The 14050-nt window shown below is 33.4% G+C and carries 17 protein-coding genes and 1 other annotated feature (1 of these 18 running past the window's edge); of the genes, 1 reads left to right on the forward strand and 16 read right to left on the reverse strand.

Annotated elements, in window-relative coordinates; genetic code table 11:
* Nucleotides 1–176 (reverse strand) — a binding site (T-box leader); it reaches 48 nt to the left of the window's first position.
* Nucleotides 177–242: 66 nt separating this feature from the next.
* From ACH6CY_RS01645 to ACH6CY_RS01720, 16 genes are all read right to left on the reverse strand, one after another.
* The gene (locus ACH6CY_RS01645; RefSeq protein WP_374065464.1) at nucleotides 243–758 is read right to left on the reverse strand and encodes a DivIVA domain-containing protein; all 516 of its coding nucleotides are present in this window, start codon (nucleotides 756–758) and stop codon (nucleotides 243–245) included.
* Nucleotides 759–840: 82 nt separating this feature from the next.
* On the reverse strand, nucleotides 841–1614 hold the full coding sequence (locus tag ACH6CY_RS01650) for a YlmH family RNA-binding protein (RefSeq protein WP_374065466.1): 774 nt from the start codon (nucleotides 1612–1614) through the stop codon (nucleotides 841–843).
* 41 nt (nucleotides 1615–1655) lie between these two features.
* Nucleotides 1656–1922, reverse strand: a complete 267-nt coding sequence (locus ACH6CY_RS01655) for a YggT family protein (RefSeq protein ID WP_374065468.1) — start codon at nucleotides 1920–1922, stop codon at nucleotides 1656–1658.
* A gap of 5 nt (nucleotides 1923–1927) precedes the next feature.
* Nucleotides 1928–2362 (reverse strand): cell division protein SepF, encoded by a 435-nt coding sequence (locus ACH6CY_RS01660; protein ID WP_374065469.1) that lies wholly within the window; start codon nucleotides 2360–2362, stop codon nucleotides 1928–1930.
* A 12-nt stretch (nucleotides 2363–2374) separates the two neighbouring features.
* Complete coding sequence (locus ACH6CY_RS01665) at nucleotides 2375–3046, reverse strand: YggS family pyridoxal phosphate-dependent enzyme (protein ID WP_374065470.1); 672 nt, start codon at nucleotides 3044–3046, stop codon at nucleotides 2375–2377.
* 23 nt (nucleotides 3047–3069) lie between these two features.
* Nucleotides 3070–3876, reverse strand: a complete 807-nt coding sequence (gene pgeF / locus ACH6CY_RS01670; RefSeq protein ID WP_374065471.1) for a peptidoglycan editing factor PgeF — start codon at nucleotides 3874–3876, stop codon at nucleotides 3070–3072.
* 101 nt (nucleotides 3877–3977) lie between these two features.
* On the reverse strand, nucleotides 3978–4226 hold the full coding sequence (locus tag ACH6CY_RS01675; RefSeq protein ID WP_374065472.1) for a YlmC/YmxH family sporulation protein: 249 nt from the start codon (nucleotides 4224–4226) through the stop codon (nucleotides 3978–3980).
* 172 nt (nucleotides 4227–4398) lie between these two features.
* Complete coding sequence (gene sigG, locus ACH6CY_RS01680) at nucleotides 4399–5178, reverse strand: RNA polymerase sporulation sigma factor SigG (RefSeq protein ID WP_374065473.1); 780 nt, start codon at nucleotides 5176–5178, stop codon at nucleotides 4399–4401.
* 121 nt (nucleotides 5179–5299) lie between these two features.
* Nucleotides 5300–6022, reverse strand: coding sequence for an RNA polymerase sporulation sigma factor SigE (sigE, locus tag ACH6CY_RS01685; RefSeq protein ID WP_374065474.1), 723 nt, complete (start codon nucleotides 6020–6022; stop codon nucleotides 5300–5302).
* 13 nt (nucleotides 6023–6035) lie between these two features.
* Entirely contained in the window at nucleotides 6036–6956 is a 921-nt protein-coding gene (spoIIGA, locus tag ACH6CY_RS01690; RefSeq protein ID WP_374065502.1) for a sigma-E processing peptidase SpoIIGA, read from the reverse strand.
* Nucleotides 6957–7243: 287 nt separating this feature from the next.
* On the reverse strand, nucleotides 7244–8371 hold the full coding sequence (gene ftsZ / locus ACH6CY_RS01695) for a cell division protein FtsZ (RefSeq protein ID WP_374065476.1): 1128 nt from the start codon (nucleotides 8369–8371) through the stop codon (nucleotides 7244–7246).
* 115 nt (nucleotides 8372–8486) lie between these two features.
* Nucleotides 8487–9785, reverse strand: coding sequence for a cell division protein FtsA (gene ftsA / locus ACH6CY_RS01700; protein WP_374065477.1), 1299 nt, complete (start codon nucleotides 9783–9785; stop codon nucleotides 8487–8489).
* Between the two features lie 309 nt (nucleotides 9786–10094).
* Nucleotides 10095–10448, reverse strand: a complete 354-nt coding sequence (locus ACH6CY_RS01705; protein ID WP_374065478.1) for a small basic family protein — start codon at nucleotides 10446–10448, stop codon at nucleotides 10095–10097.
* Nucleotides 10448–11161 (reverse strand): DUF881 domain-containing protein, encoded by a 714-nt coding sequence (locus tag ACH6CY_RS01710; RefSeq protein WP_374065479.1) that lies wholly within the window; start codon nucleotides 11159–11161, stop codon nucleotides 10448–10450. Before ACH6CY_RS01710 ends, ACH6CY_RS01705 begins: the two co-directional genes overlap by 1 nt.
* 14 nt (nucleotides 11162–11175) lie before the next feature.
* Nucleotides 11176–11868 (reverse strand): DUF881 domain-containing protein, encoded by a 693-nt coding sequence (locus ACH6CY_RS01715; RefSeq protein ID WP_374065480.1) that lies wholly within the window; start codon nucleotides 11866–11868, stop codon nucleotides 11176–11178.
* Nucleotides 11852–12643 carry a cell division protein FtsQ/DivIB gene (locus ACH6CY_RS01720; RefSeq protein ID WP_374065481.1) on the reverse strand — a complete coding sequence of 264 codons (792 nt, stop codon included), beginning with the start codon at nucleotides 12641–12643 and terminating at the stop codon, nucleotides 11852–11854. The genes ACH6CY_RS01715 and ACH6CY_RS01720 overlap by 17 nt, the downstream gene beginning before the upstream one ends.
* 610 nt (nucleotides 12644–13253) lie before the next feature.
* Between ACH6CY_RS01720 and ACH6CY_RS01725 the strand changes: the two genes are divergently transcribed.
* On the forward strand, nucleotides 13254–14050 hold a 797-nt coding region (locus ACH6CY_RS01725; RefSeq protein ID WP_374065482.1), incomplete at its 3' end, for an ISL3 family transposase.

Consider the following 14050-nt stretch of genomic DNA (forward strand, 5'->3'; position numbering starts at 1 on the left):
TTATCTACCTTCATCCACTCAGCATCGTAACGTGATGTAGACGTCTCATTTTACTCTAATTTTCAAATAAGAAGCTTCAGGGTGATCTTCAAATAAGAAACTGTATTAGGCTTTCACCAATTCCTAACTCGCTTAAACAGCATTTCTTACTTTACTCTCCCTTTCATTGCTATTCAATATATTAATTCTATTATCACCTTATGTGAATGAATTATATGTAAAAATACGAAAAACGTCAAGGACTAATAATGATTTGTTTTCGACTCTTCTTGATCGAGATATACATCATCCATCTCTGTATCGAGTAATCCATCCCAATCATCGTTTTCAATTAACTCTAACTGAGCTTCAACAAGCATTTTCAAACGCATACGGAATACTTTTGCTTGTTTTTTTAATTCCTCAACTTCAATAGCAATACGGCGAGACTTTTGTAATGCTTCATTGATAATTCGATCAGCATTTTTTTCAGCCTCTTTAATGATCAATTTCGATTCCTTTGTAGCATTTCCTTTCACTTCTTCAGCTGCTTCTTGAGCAATTAAAATCGATTTATTTAATGTTTCTTCGATAGTTGAGAAATGTCCTAATCTTTCTTTCATATCCTCTACTTGCTGTTTTAATTCCTTTTTTTCTCGCATCACTAATTCGTAATCTTTAATTACCTGATCTAAAAATTCATTAACTTCATCTTCGTCGTAACCTCTAAAACCACGTGTAAACTCTTTGTTATGGATATCCAATGGTGTCAATGGCACAATGGCCACCTCCTTATGAAGTGTTGTGTATTTTTCATCGTTATAGTTACATTTCGACATTTATAGAGAAATTCCTGCTTGATTAATTTAAAATATGATATCTAATCATCCATTTACCTTTTTTTGATTGACCTAATAATTCGATTAATCTACTACGCCCTTTCCCTCTAAAAGAAAAGGTATCACCAGATTGAACATGAAAAGCAGGGTTTTCAACTTTTTTAAAATTGACCTTAATTAACCCTCTTGTTATCGCTTGTACTGCTGCTTGTCTAGAAACACGATAAATTTCTTTTATTAATACGTCTAACCGCAAACTACTTACTGCGGCTTGTCGTTCATACCATTGCTCTTTACTTATTATCGCTTGATCAAATGATACGTTAACCCATTGTACTGATGCATTTTTTATCGTTTTTAAATTCAATTCGACAAAAGAAGCAACATCCTCAGCTATTGCAATTTGAATATTATGTTCATCAATGACAATATCTCCTAATTTGCGCCTTGCTAACCCTTGGGATACAAATGCACCTAAAACATCTCGATGTTTTATTGTAACAAATTTATTCGGATAACTAGCTTGTAACAATACAATTGGGAAATCAGATAAGTTAATTGATTGGTAATAAGGAGATAATATCGCTTGTTGTCTTTCCGATTGCTCTCCCCCACCAAAAAATTCAAGAACAAATTGTTCATCATTTCCAATTAGACTCTTTAAAATCTGTTGTTCCCTTGGATCTAAAAAATCACTGTACTTGGTTCTATGTTGTATCTCAACTTGTTCTTTCCACGTTAGCATTTGATCAATAAACGGTTGTTCATCTTTTCTGAAATGTTGGTATATATCCATTTACTCACCTACATCATCTTCACCTATAATACCAATTGTTATTACCAAATAAACCAGCTAAACAACACTCTGACACCATTTGGAATAAGATAAGTCAATACTAAAATAGCTACAATTGGTGAAATATCTAGCATACCAATTGGAGGGATTATTTTACGAAATGGCTCCAAATAAGGTTCGCAAATTTTTGCTAAAAATTCTCCTATTGATGATTCTCTTGCTCCAGGAAACCATGACATAAGTATATAGATGACTAATGCCATACTATATAAGTTAATCAAACTCATAATAATACTATACAAACCCATATAATTTACCACCTTTGTTCAAAATCTTCTTCCTCACTTACTAATTGTGTAATACTTCCAGAAACATCTACATTATCTGGCGTACAAAGAAAAGTATGCGGACCTAATTTTTGCATTTCTCCTGAAACAGCATATACTGTTCCGCCTAAAAAATCAACAATTCGTTTTGCTTGCTGATAATCTACTCTTTGTAAATTGATTACTACTGAGCGTCGATTAACAATATGATCCGCAATTTCTTGTGTCTCATCATAAGACCTAGGTTCACACAGTACTACTTTTGCAGTTGCTTTTACTGATTTCAAACTTACTACATTTTGTGGTTGACGCTTTTCACTACGAGACATACTTTCTATCCCTTCTTGTTCTTCTTCTACGTATTCATACTCATATTCATCTTCAACAGAAAATAACGTTTTTAGTTTATTTTTAAAACTCATTTTTTCACCTCTTTAGCCAACAAGATTTGAGCCAACTCGAATATATGTTGCACCTTCTTCAACAGCGATGGCGTAATCATTGCTCATCCCCATTGATAACTCAGAACAAGGCGCATAGCTTAGATGCAATTTTTGAACGTCATCCCGTAATAATCGTAACTGACGGAACGTGCTTCGTAGTAACGATTCGTCATTAGTTAAAGGTGCCATCGTCATCAAACCAACCACACGAATCTGCGGATAAGCTTGCAATTTTTGAACAAAATCAATCACTTCTGTTGAGGCTAGTCCATGCTTAGATTGCTCTCCGCTTGTGTTTACTTGTATAAAACATGAAATTGGCTGATCGGCCCGTTTATTTATTTCTTTTGCTAAAGATAAACGATCAAGCGAGTGAATAAAATCAACTTCTTTTATTACATGCTTCACTTTCTTTGATTGCAAAGATCCAATAAAATGCCATACAACATTGTTCAATGATAAACGATTAGATTTTTCTTTTAAGCCTTCTAATCTGTTCTCTCCTAAGTGACTAACTCCGGTTTCAACTGCTTCAGCCGCACGTTCTATGCTGACATACTTCGTTACACCGATAATCGTCACTTCTTTCGTATCTCTATTAACTTTCGCACATGCGTCACTTATATTTTTTTGTATCTCTTTTAAGTTAGCTTGCACACTCAATTAACACTACTCCTTCTGTTGGTTCAATTACACCTTTTACCTATATAGCCTAACATTCTACCTGTTTGTCCTTTTTCATAACGATATGAAAAAAATAATGGATCACTATATGTGCAAAGATGTGATTGATATATATTTTCTGGTTGAATACCATGTTCAATCAACATATAATAGTTTAACGATGAAAGATTTAATAAATAATTCATATCACTTACTTTTTTGGTTACTTGTTCACGAAATCTTATAGGAATATGATTGAATACATGATTATTAATTTCATAATTCGTTTGTGAAATTGATGGACCGATACCAACATAGAGCGTATCTATATTCGCTCCATGTGCTTTCAGTTTTTTAATCATATTGACAGCCATCTGTTTTACTGTACCTTTCCATCCTGCATGTGCAATACCTATCCATCCCGTAGATGTATCCCAAAAATAAAGAGGTACACAATCAGCAAACATAGCTACTAATAATATGTTTTTTTCTTTAGTAATTAAACCATCTGTATTTGGAATGGCTGTTGCAACATCTAATGCACCGCTTCCTCTATCCGCTGATGTAACCAGATGAATTTTTGTACCATGTGTCTGTTCGGCCATCACCCAATTGTTAAGCGGATAAGCTAATAGTTGACTTAACACATTTCTATTAGCTAAAACATCTTGTTGGTTATCATTTACATGCAATCCTAAATTAAAGGAATCATATGGTGATTTACTAACACCGCCATGTCGTGTAGTAAATCCAACAACTAAATTAGGATCGACCTCATGCCATGCATTCAATCCAACGATTGATGAATGAATTTGAATAAAAGGTTCCAAATCATTTGCTCCTTCGTATTTTTAACTATTTTATCATATAATTGAATTAAATTCTTATAAAAATCGAAATATGTGTAAATTGCGCATTTTTTCCCGTTTATTCAATTGCGCTTATGTTTATTTGTTCGAATCAAAATAACATCCGACCCGACAGTAACGATATCTTCCCACGGAATAACCAGTTCATCTTGCTTTCCAAACAAAGGAATAACTTTGTTCTTAGTACCTACCACCAGCTGTATTATTCTCCCTTTTTCCTCATCGATATCCAAATCAACAATCATTCCTATTTTCTCACCATTTTCCACTAATATAATTTCTTTTAACTGCATATTTGTTAACGTAACCATAATCACACCCCCACCTTTTTATTAGTGATTATATGCATCGCAACGTACTAATTTATCTTTTTTTCAAAAATTGTTTGTGTAAAAAAAGAAAACAGATACACGCTTAAAATAAGGTAGTGTATCTGATTCGTAATAAATCATATGCGTTAAAAAAGCTTAATTATGCTATTTATTATTCAAACATTTCTTTGTTCATTTCTTGCATTGCTGCTTTTTCTAATCGTGAAACTTGCGCTTGCGAAATACCAATTTCTTCGGCAACCTCCATTTGTGTTTTCCCTTGAAAAAAACGTTTTGTTAAAATCATTTTTTCGCGTTCATTAAGACGATGCATCCCCTCTTTTAAAGATATTTGATCCAGCCAATTCGATTCTTTATCTTTATCATCACTAATTTGATCCATGACAAAAATAGGATCGCCACCATCATTATATATCGGTTCAAACAATGATACAGGGTCTTGAATGGCGTCCATTGCAAAAACGATATCGGCATGTGGCACGTCCATTTCCTTAGCGATCTCCATAGGCGTTGGTTCTTTTAATGATTTACTCATTAATTTCTCTTTCACTTGTAGCGCTTTATACGCTGTATCACGTAATGATCTAGATACCCGAATCGGATTATTATCTCTTAAGTAACGACGAATCTCGCCAATAATCATTGGCACTGCATACGTAGAAAACCTAACATTCTGACTCAAATCAAAATTATCAATGGATTTCATTAAGCCGATGCAACCTACCTGAAATAGATCATCACCATATTCACCACGGTTTTGAAATCTCTGGATAATACTTAATACTAATCGTAGATTCCCATTGACTAATTTTTCACGTGCGCTCAAGTCACCACTTTGCAATTCTTTAAATAATTTTCTCATTTCCTCATTTTTAAGTACTGGTAAAGTAGAGGTGTCAACACCGCAAATTTCAACTTTATGTTTTGTCATGATATATCCTCCCGTTTGGAGATGCTGTTCATGGAACAGTATCACCACCAGGAAGACCTTTTATGCAGGAAAAATTTCCTTATATCAATTGAAAAATCTTTTAATACTACAGTAATAAGGTTTACACCATTTTATTAAATTCTTTTTGAAGTCTCCGAATAATTTTTTTCTCTAAACGAGAAATATATGATTGAGATATGCCTAACATATCGGCAACATCTTTTTGTGTCTTTTCTTGATTTCCTACTAAACCAAATCGTAGTTCCATAATTTGCTTTTCACGCTCATTTAATTGTTCTAAAGCATTTTGTAATAACTTTTTATCAACGTCTGCATCTAATTCTTTAATTGTTATATCCTCATCTGTACCAAGAATATCAGATAGTAATAATTCATTCCCATCCCAGTCTATATTTAGAGGCTCATCAAAGGATACTTCTGATTTCAACTTATTATTTTTCCTTAAATACATTAAAATTTCATTTTCAATACATCTAGATGCATATGTTGCTAACTTAATTTTTTTATCAAGGTTAAATGTATTAATTGCTTTAATTAAACCAATTGTTCCAATACTAATTAAATCTTCAATGTTTATCCCTGTATTCTCGAATTTCCTTGCTATGTATACAACTAAACGTAGGTTTCGTTCGATTAACATAGCTCTTGCTGCTTTATCACCATCAGGTAATTTTTTTAATAATATTTGCTCTTCTTCTTTTGATAAAGGAGGTGGTAATGCTTCACTCCCACCAATATAATAGATTGCTTTTGGTTTCAATCCTAATTTTATTCGAATCTTATACCAACGTAGTTTGACAGAAAACAGCCATTTTTTAAACATTTCCTCTTCCCCCTTAAGCTAATTGTAAAGTAGTTTGATTGAATAATGCTGGATGTAGCAAACAATGATAACTTCCATCTGTAGCCAATTGACTAAATTGAAGCCCTACAATGACATTAGAAACTAGAATTTTTTGTTTTTCATAGTAAATAGTAAATTTTTCAGGTTTAAAAGCTAACATAAATTGTGGCTCTCCTGAAACACCATGGTAAGGAACAATATCAATTGGCTTAGTAAAATAGGCTCCCAATTTTTCGAATTGATAGCTAGCTTGAGCTTTTTTCATTTCTTTAATTTGTTCTTCTGAAAAAAGCTGCTTAATAATTGAATAATCACAAACTACAATGTACTTTTTAGTAAATGGATCAATTAATTGGTTCCCACTATCAACATACCCGGTTGTTGAGATAACAGTATTGTTATAATGAAATGACACACGCATGATTTGTTCTGCTTCAAATTGTGTTAAAGTGTGCTTGTCCAAGCGATTTTTAGTAAATATCCACACAACGGGAAACCCGATAATAACGAATGACCAACTTATTGGGTCGCCTAAGCCGCTGCTCCACGTTACTATACCAGTCGGTGCTAATTGAGCTGGACTCGATAGAAAAAAATGTATGGCAGTAAGTGATCCACCTAATGCAAACGTAACGAAATAAAATGTAAACAATAAGCGAAGTGTTATTTTAATGTGTTTTATGCCAAACCCTATTACAATAATTAAAATAGACATAGCTAATTTTCCTATCGGATGAAGTAAAATAGAGGTAGGGTAAAATATTGTTATAGGTACAAAAAGTGATGCGACTAATGCAGCTACAAAAATAGTCCAATGTTTCGTACTTACTTTACTCATATGTTTTGTTAACAACAATATCATCCAGTCTAACAAAATATTAAGTAACCAAACTGCATCTAAGTAGATAATTATCTATTCCCCCTCTTTCACTTATTCACTGTGATTAGTATAACGAAAATTAATTCCAATGTCTGTCAAATATTGTCTTTTACTATTAACATTTTTTAAGAAATTACGTGTGAAATTGTCAAAAGAAAAAGATTATTACGTTATTTATCTCATCTAGATATTAAAGGTATATTTTTAATTCTTATGTAAGTAAGAGAAATGAACAACATTTAAAAATAATCAAAAAAAGGTTTCGATCAAAGTTTAATAACTGATCGAAACCTTTTTTAATTTAGTTGATATAATTAAATTTATCTACGTCGATTTCTATTGCGTAAGAAAGTAGGAATATCTAATGTATCCTCTTCTTCTTTAAATTTTTGTTGTTCTTGTGACTCTTGCTGAACCGTTTCACGTCTTTTTTCGCCTGTAACTGTATTTTTATTAGCAATTGGACGTTTCTTTGGTTGGGCAGTCTCGATTTGAGACTCATCAAATCCTGTTGCAATTACCGTAACAACAATTTCTTCTTTTAGATTTTCGTTTATTACTGAACCAAATATTACATTTACTTCTTGATCTGCTGCTGATGTTACAATATCTGCCGCTTCTTGGACTTCATACAAGCTTAGGTTTGTGCCACCAGTTATATTCATAAGCACACCATGTGCTCCATCAATGGACGTTTCTAATAGTGGAGAAGAGATTGCTTTTTTAGCAGCCTCTGTTGCTCTACTTTCCCCAGTAGCTACTCCAATTCCCATTAACGCTGAACCTTTGTCAGACATAATCGTTTTCACATCAGCAAAGTCAACGTTAATTAAACCTGGTGTAGCTATCAAATCAGAAATACCTTGAACACCTTGGCGTAAAACATTGTCCGCTTCACGGAAAGCTTCAAGCATCGGTGTATTCTTATCAATAATTTCTAATAAACGGTCGTTTGGAATGACAATAAGTGTGTCTACACTTGATTTTAATCCATCTATCCCTGAAACCGCTTGAGTAGATCGTTTTCTTCCTTCAAATGTAAACGGACGTGTTACTACACCTACCGTTAAAGCACCTAATTCTTTTGCAACTTGCGCAATAACTGGAGCGGCACCAGTACCGGTTCCACCACCCATTCCTGCAGTGACAAAAATCATATCGGCACCTTGTAGTACCTCTTCTAATTGCTCTTTACTCTCCTCAGCAGCTTTTCTACCTACTTCTGGGTTTGCACCGGCACCTAGACCTCTAGTTAATTTCGTACCTATTTGAATTTTCACTTCAGCTTTTGATAAATTCAATGCTTGTGAATCCGTATTTACAGCAATAAATTCTACACCTTGTACACCATGTTCAATCATTCGGTTTACAGCGTTATTTCCACCGCCTCCAACACCTATTACTTTTATTGTTGCAAGCTGATCCATTTCCGTATCAAACTCTAACATGTTTGTTCCTCCTAATCTGCAAGTTTACTAGTTTTCTTGATGTATTTTTATCTTTATGAGGGGGTTTTTGTCCAAACAATTATATATAAAAAGCTTGAACACCTAATTTTTACATTTAATCAAAAAAGTATTTAAATAAATTAGCAATTCCTGAGTCTTTTTTCTTCGCTGGTTGTTTATTTTCTTCTGCTTTTGCTGCTGTTTTCGCCGCTCTTTTTTGCTTCACTGGCTTCTTATCGGAATATTCGGTAAAGGATACCGCGCCAGATAATTGCTTTCCTTGAATTTTTGCATTATGGTAAGAAAATCTCAAAATCCCTACTCCTGAAGTAAATTGTGGTTCTCTAACACCTATATAATCAGGAATTGCAATACGCACATTAGCATGAAATAAATCCTGAGCCAATTCTAATACACCAGGCATTCTCATGCAACCACCTGTAAGTACAAAACCACCAGGCAATTCAGAATACCCCATTCTTTTTATTTCTCTGGCAGCAAAAGTATAAATTTCTTCCAATCTTGCTTCAATCATATCAGAAATGTCTAATTGATTAAATATTTGCTTTTGATCACTTCCGATAATAGAAGTTTCAAAAGTTTCTTCTTCACGTGCTTCTTCATAAAAAGCATGTCCATGTTTCATTTTTATTTCTTCTGCATCTTCTGAAGTAGTTCTTAATCCGATAGAAATATCTTTTGTTATGTTATCTCCACCTAATGGGATTACACTAGTTGCAGTTAGATGATCATCCTCAAATACAGCTACTGTTGTATTCCCTCCACCTACATCAACTAGAGCTACCCCTAGGTTTTTTTCATCTTTTGATAGTGCAATAGCTCCTGCTGCTAGTGATTGCAGACATATGTCAATTACTTCTAAACCAGCTCTTTCAACACATTTTAATACATTATGTAACATAGTTCTGGAGCAAGTTATAATCGTTCCTTCCATTTCTAACCGGACACCAATCATCCCTCTTGGATCAGTAATTTCATCTAAACCGTCCACTATAAATTGTTTTGGTACAACATCGATTATTTCTCTTTCTGGCGGAATGGAAATAACTTGAGCTGCATCAATTACTCTTGTTACATCTTCATTACCAATTTCACGATTCTCACTAGAAACAGCAACTACTCCATGACAAGGTTGAAGTTGTACATGATTACCATTCACACCAACAATCACACGATCGATTTGCATATCAACCATTCTCTCCGCTTGCTCTACAGCATTTTTAATAGATTGAACAGTTTGATCAATGTCTACTATGGCGCCCTTTTTCATTCCATTGGAATTGGCTGTACCAACGCCAATAATATTTAAAGAATCATTTAACACTTCACCAATAATCACTTTAATTTTTGATGTACCTATATCCAAGCTGACTAAAATTTCGTTATTGTTCACAAACAAGGCACCTCCTACATTAAGGTTACAAATTATAAAATTATGAATCAATTATTAATTATCATTTCACATCTACCATGTTTGATAGTTGTTTGTTAATATATGTAACTATCATTTTAACATGTTTTTGAAAAATTAGTAGATTAGTTTTATTATAAATTATAATTGAAACATAATAAACCCAGAAAATATGGATTTAAATATTTCACTAAATTTCTAATACCGGATAAAATCAGAGGCATTAGAGCTCTTCTTTAAACTTTACTACATTATTCTACATTTAGCGAACATTTTCCTGTCTAGAAACAATTAAATATCATGTTTTTTTGTTTTTTTTTGTAGAAATAAATATCTGCGAATGATTGCAATATTTTGAAATAACCTTACACCAAAAGCAAACACAGCAGCTAAATATAAGTCAATTCCTAATTTCACACCAATAAAAGTTAATAAAACAGCCAGCCCAATATTGAATGAAAATCCTGACACTAAAATTTTCGGATCAAACGTTTGATCTAGATGGGCACGGACGCCTCCAAATAAAGTATCCAACGATGCGAGTATAGCGATAGATAAATAATCTGAGTATTGATCAGGAATTGTAATGTCTGTTAATAGACCTAGTGCCACACCAACAACTAAAAAAATAGCTGGTAACCACATTATTCTTCACCTATTTCTTCATTGACTTCAACTGAGTCAAAGTTAATCGTTTCCTGATAGGCTGGAAGTGTTATTTCTTCTTTTAACGTAAACGCCATCGACATATCTTCAATAGAAAATTCATCTTGAGATTGGCTCACTTCCATATAATCAATTAATCTTTGAGGTTTATCTGATAAGACAAATATGTTAATTGGTAAATCAGGCAAAGCGTGATTATTGACATACGTTTTACCATTAACATATCGAATTGGTGAGGTATTGACAATCCGTTCATTCTCAATAGCAATATCTTTGGCTCCATAAGCATTTAGTTCGTTGATCAACCGATTTAATAATTCTGGAGAAATTGTTGGATATTCTTGAGCATGTGGTGATTCTATAAATATACCATCAATTGTTATCTTTACACCACGATCTGTTCTTTCTAACAATCCTGCTTTTTTCTTCAGTTCTTTAATTGATTTTTTTAATGCATCCATCTGTTCTTGTTCTGATTGTTTTTCGTATTCTTTAAAGACAGATTCTAGTTTGTCCAATTTTTCATTTAACGATTGCTGTTCTTGTTGTTCTTCTTGCAATTGTGCTCTTACTTGCCACATATCTCTTGTTTCACGTTGATCAGAACTATTTGTTGTTTGAAATTGAATGGCTAACATAAATCCAACAAACATCGTTAGAATGGATACAATAATTTTACTTTTTAATGACAATACAATCACCTTACTTAACTTATTTTAGCATCCATTTGTATGCGCTCAATTGCTTCTAATTTAACTTCAATATTATCGTTTACTAAAATATCAATCACACCATTTGTTAATTCTAAACTCGTTCGTAACACTTCTGGATCGCCAATAGATTCAATCACAAATGGTGCAGGATATTGATTTCCATCTACAGATATAACCGGACCGACGCAATTGACAAAACTATCTTTGTAAATTCGTTGCCCATTAATTGCAATTGCCTTTGCACCTGCACTATATAATTCATTAATAACTAATTGAACATGTCGGTCGTGAACAATGTATTGGTTTGCATTTTCCTCAGATGGAATATAATCAGCGTCTTTTAACGATATTTTCACACCTGAACCTTGAATTGGTAAATCCCCAGTAATCATCTGGAGTTTCTTTTTCTCTTCTACATAATTTTTAATTGCAGCTTCTTCATTGCCAAATTTTTGTTCTAATTGATTAATGTCTTTCCTATAGGTATCCACTTGATCTTGTAACTCTCTATTTTTTTCCTCAAGTTGAATTAATTGTTGACGATAAAAGAAATCTTTTTCCCATTCCTGTTCTGACATTTGCACGATCTGAGGGTGCTCTTTTGTCAATTGATAGCTATAAGCAGCAAGAAAGCCCAAAACAAAAAGCACAAGTGACAAGACAATATGTCTACCTCGTAGCTTCATTTTCACCCTCCTGATTTTCGGACTTAACTTTAATTGGATTGAATACTGCTCCACCTTCTCCAAGTGTTATAACTCCTTGTTGGTTTTCTTCCAACTGATTCACAATTGAGGGGTATGTCTTCATATATCTCGAAAAATGACGGATAGTTGTTTCAACTTCAAACCCATCATTCATTAATAAAGTCACCTTATTCTCATTTGATTCTGTAGGACTCCAATAAATTTCGGAGATTAACGAAGCAATAGCATTAGATAATAGCTTTAATTCTTTAGCTATTTCTTTTATGTACACATCTTTTGAAAAATTAACAAGTAATGGTGCGTCACCTTGCCAAGATTTTAGAGAAATAGTATTTAATAATTCTCCATTTTCCAAAAGTGGATAATGTCGATTTTTTTTGTTAACATAAGCAACTTTTTCTAATTCTTCTACCTCTATTACGACAGTATTCAGAAATTTTCTATTAACGGAAACATCTTTTATTTCATCGTGTGCTAGGATTAACTTTTCTTGAGTCTTTGTAGAAAAACTCCAAAAATTAACTTCATTGGTTAATTCGCTTAATTCAATCAAAACACTGTCATCAATGTATTTATTTCCTTTAACAATAATTTCTTTCACCTGACTAAGCGGAGATTGTAAATACACAATGATCGATATTAAAATAAAAAATAGCGATAAATAAAATATTAATCGTCTGTTTGTTTTCTTTTTTCTCGCCTCTTTTAATTTAGGAATTCGATCTTCAATAGAAACAACTTTTTTTTCTGCCATCTCCTCATTCTTCCTTTAACTAGTTAAGTAAATTAAAATCAATTTTATTACTGTAAATTATGTTACAGTAAGAGTATATCACAATTTAGTGCAATACGTTGAACGATTATATGATACAATAGATGGATTTTTAACTAAAAAGTAACACTAATTTATATATGCCTAATAAATATTCAAATATAATACAAATAACTTAAAAACTATTGACAATTTTCACTTATAATATAAAAAGGTTGTACAATAAATGACGTTGGTGAGTAAAAAAACTCACAAACGTCATTTTTAAATTTAACATTGAAGTGATGGTGTAATTTTTACTTAACATCTATCAAAGACGAGGAATAATGTTTATTCCGCTGCGGAAATAGGCTTGCTTTCCGCGGGCACGGCCTCAGCTAACTTGGTAAAGAAAGTCACTTTACCAAGTGGATCTTCGGACGCGTGCTGTTCCCGCAGGAGTCGCGCCTATTTCCTCCGCTCTGCGTCTTTCAACAGTAGATGTTTACTATAAGAATATTATTATCACATAAATGTCTTTTAAAAATAGAAAACAAGTGCGTTTCCCTGTAGAATAAAAGTCGACGAAAACCAATCCTAGGAGGGAACTCACTTGTCTATTACAAACTTTACAAGAAAACTGTTAGATATTCAAGATAAAAATATTTATATCGATGGAGAGGGCATTACGATAGAGGAATATAAAGGGCGTACGTGTAAGTTCATCCATGCTACATTAACGTATGAAGCAGTACATTGTCCGCATTGTCATATTAAAAAAGAAGGAGCTTCTATCTATAAAAACGGCACGCAACAATCTCGAATCACCATACCTACAATGGGCGTTCATCCGGTGTACTTATTATTAAAAAAGCAACGATTCGTGTGTAAACCGTGTGGCCGTAGCTTTACAGCGGAAACACCGATCGTGAAGCGTCATTGTTTCATTTCATCCAACACCAAGGCACAGATTCTAGTGAAAACGGCAGAAGCACAATCGATTAAAAGTATCTCGAGAGACTGCGGTGTATCTGGCGCTACGGTACAACGCATCTTGATTGATGGAGCCAAAGCTTTCAAACCATATCACAAAACGTTACCAAGCCATCTATCTTTTGATGAATTTAAATACGCGAAAAGGCAGCTGGCTTTTAAATATATCAATGCAGAGACTGGAGATATCCTAGATATTCTAAATAGGCGGGATAGTCGAACGCTAAAAAATCATTTCATCACGCACTATAGTTTGAAGGATAGAAAAAACGTTCAAACCGTCACGATTGATATGAACGCTGGCTACGTTACTGTCATCAAAGAGCTATTTCCCAATGCAAAAATTATCATTGATCGCTTTCATCTTGTCCAACTCATTTCTAGAGCGATGAACAAAACACGCGTCATGATCATGAA

Origin of the sequence: Paraliobacillus sp. JSM ZJ581 (assembly GCF_044383835.1) — a bacterium.
Classification (GTDB): domain Bacteria; phylum Bacillota; class Bacilli; order Bacillales; family Amphibacillaceae; genus Paraliobacillus.

What these genes read in the sequence shown, in the direction of transcription:
- ACH6CY_RS01720 (WP_374065481.1), bottom strand. Translation starts at nt 12,643, where the DNA reads ATGGCAGAAAAAAAAGTTGTTTCTATTGAAGATCGAATTCCTAAATTA.
- ACH6CY_RS01705 (WP_374065478.1), bottom strand. Translation starts at nt 10,448, where the DNA reads ATGTGGTTACCAGCTATTTTTTTAGTTGTTGGTGTGGCACTAGGTCTA.
- ACH6CY_RS01675 (WP_374065472.1), bottom strand. Translation starts at nt 4,226, where the DNA reads ATGGTTACGTTAACAAATATGCAGTTAAAAGAAATTATATTAGTGGAA.
- sigE (WP_374065474.1), bottom strand. Translation starts at nt 6,022, where the DNA reads ATGTTTAAAAAATGGCTGTTTTCTGTCAAACTACGTTGGTATAAGATT.
- ACH6CY_RS01650 (WP_374065466.1), bottom strand. Translation starts at nt 1,614, where the DNA reads ATGGATATATACCAACATTTCAGAAAAGATGAACAACCGTTTATTGAT.
- ACH6CY_RS01660 (WP_374065469.1), bottom strand. Translation starts at nt 2,362, where the DNA reads ATGAGTTTTAAAAATAAACTAAAAACGTTATTTTCTGTTGAAGATGAA.
- ACH6CY_RS01715 (WP_374065480.1), bottom strand. Translation starts at nt 11,868, where the DNA reads ATGAAGCTACGAGGTAGACATATTGTCTTGTCACTTGTGCTTTTTGTT.
- sigG (WP_374065473.1), bottom strand. Translation starts at nt 5,178, where the DNA reads ATGACAAAACATAAAGTTGAAATTTGCGGTGTTGACACCTCTACTTTA.
- ACH6CY_RS01655 (WP_374065468.1), bottom strand. Translation starts at nt 1,922, where the DNA reads ATGGGTTTGTATAGTATTATTATGAGTTTGATTAACTTATATAGTATG.
- ftsZ (WP_374065476.1), bottom strand. Translation starts at nt 8,371, where the DNA reads ATGTTAGAGTTTGATACGGAAATGGATCAGCTTGCAACAATAAAAGTA.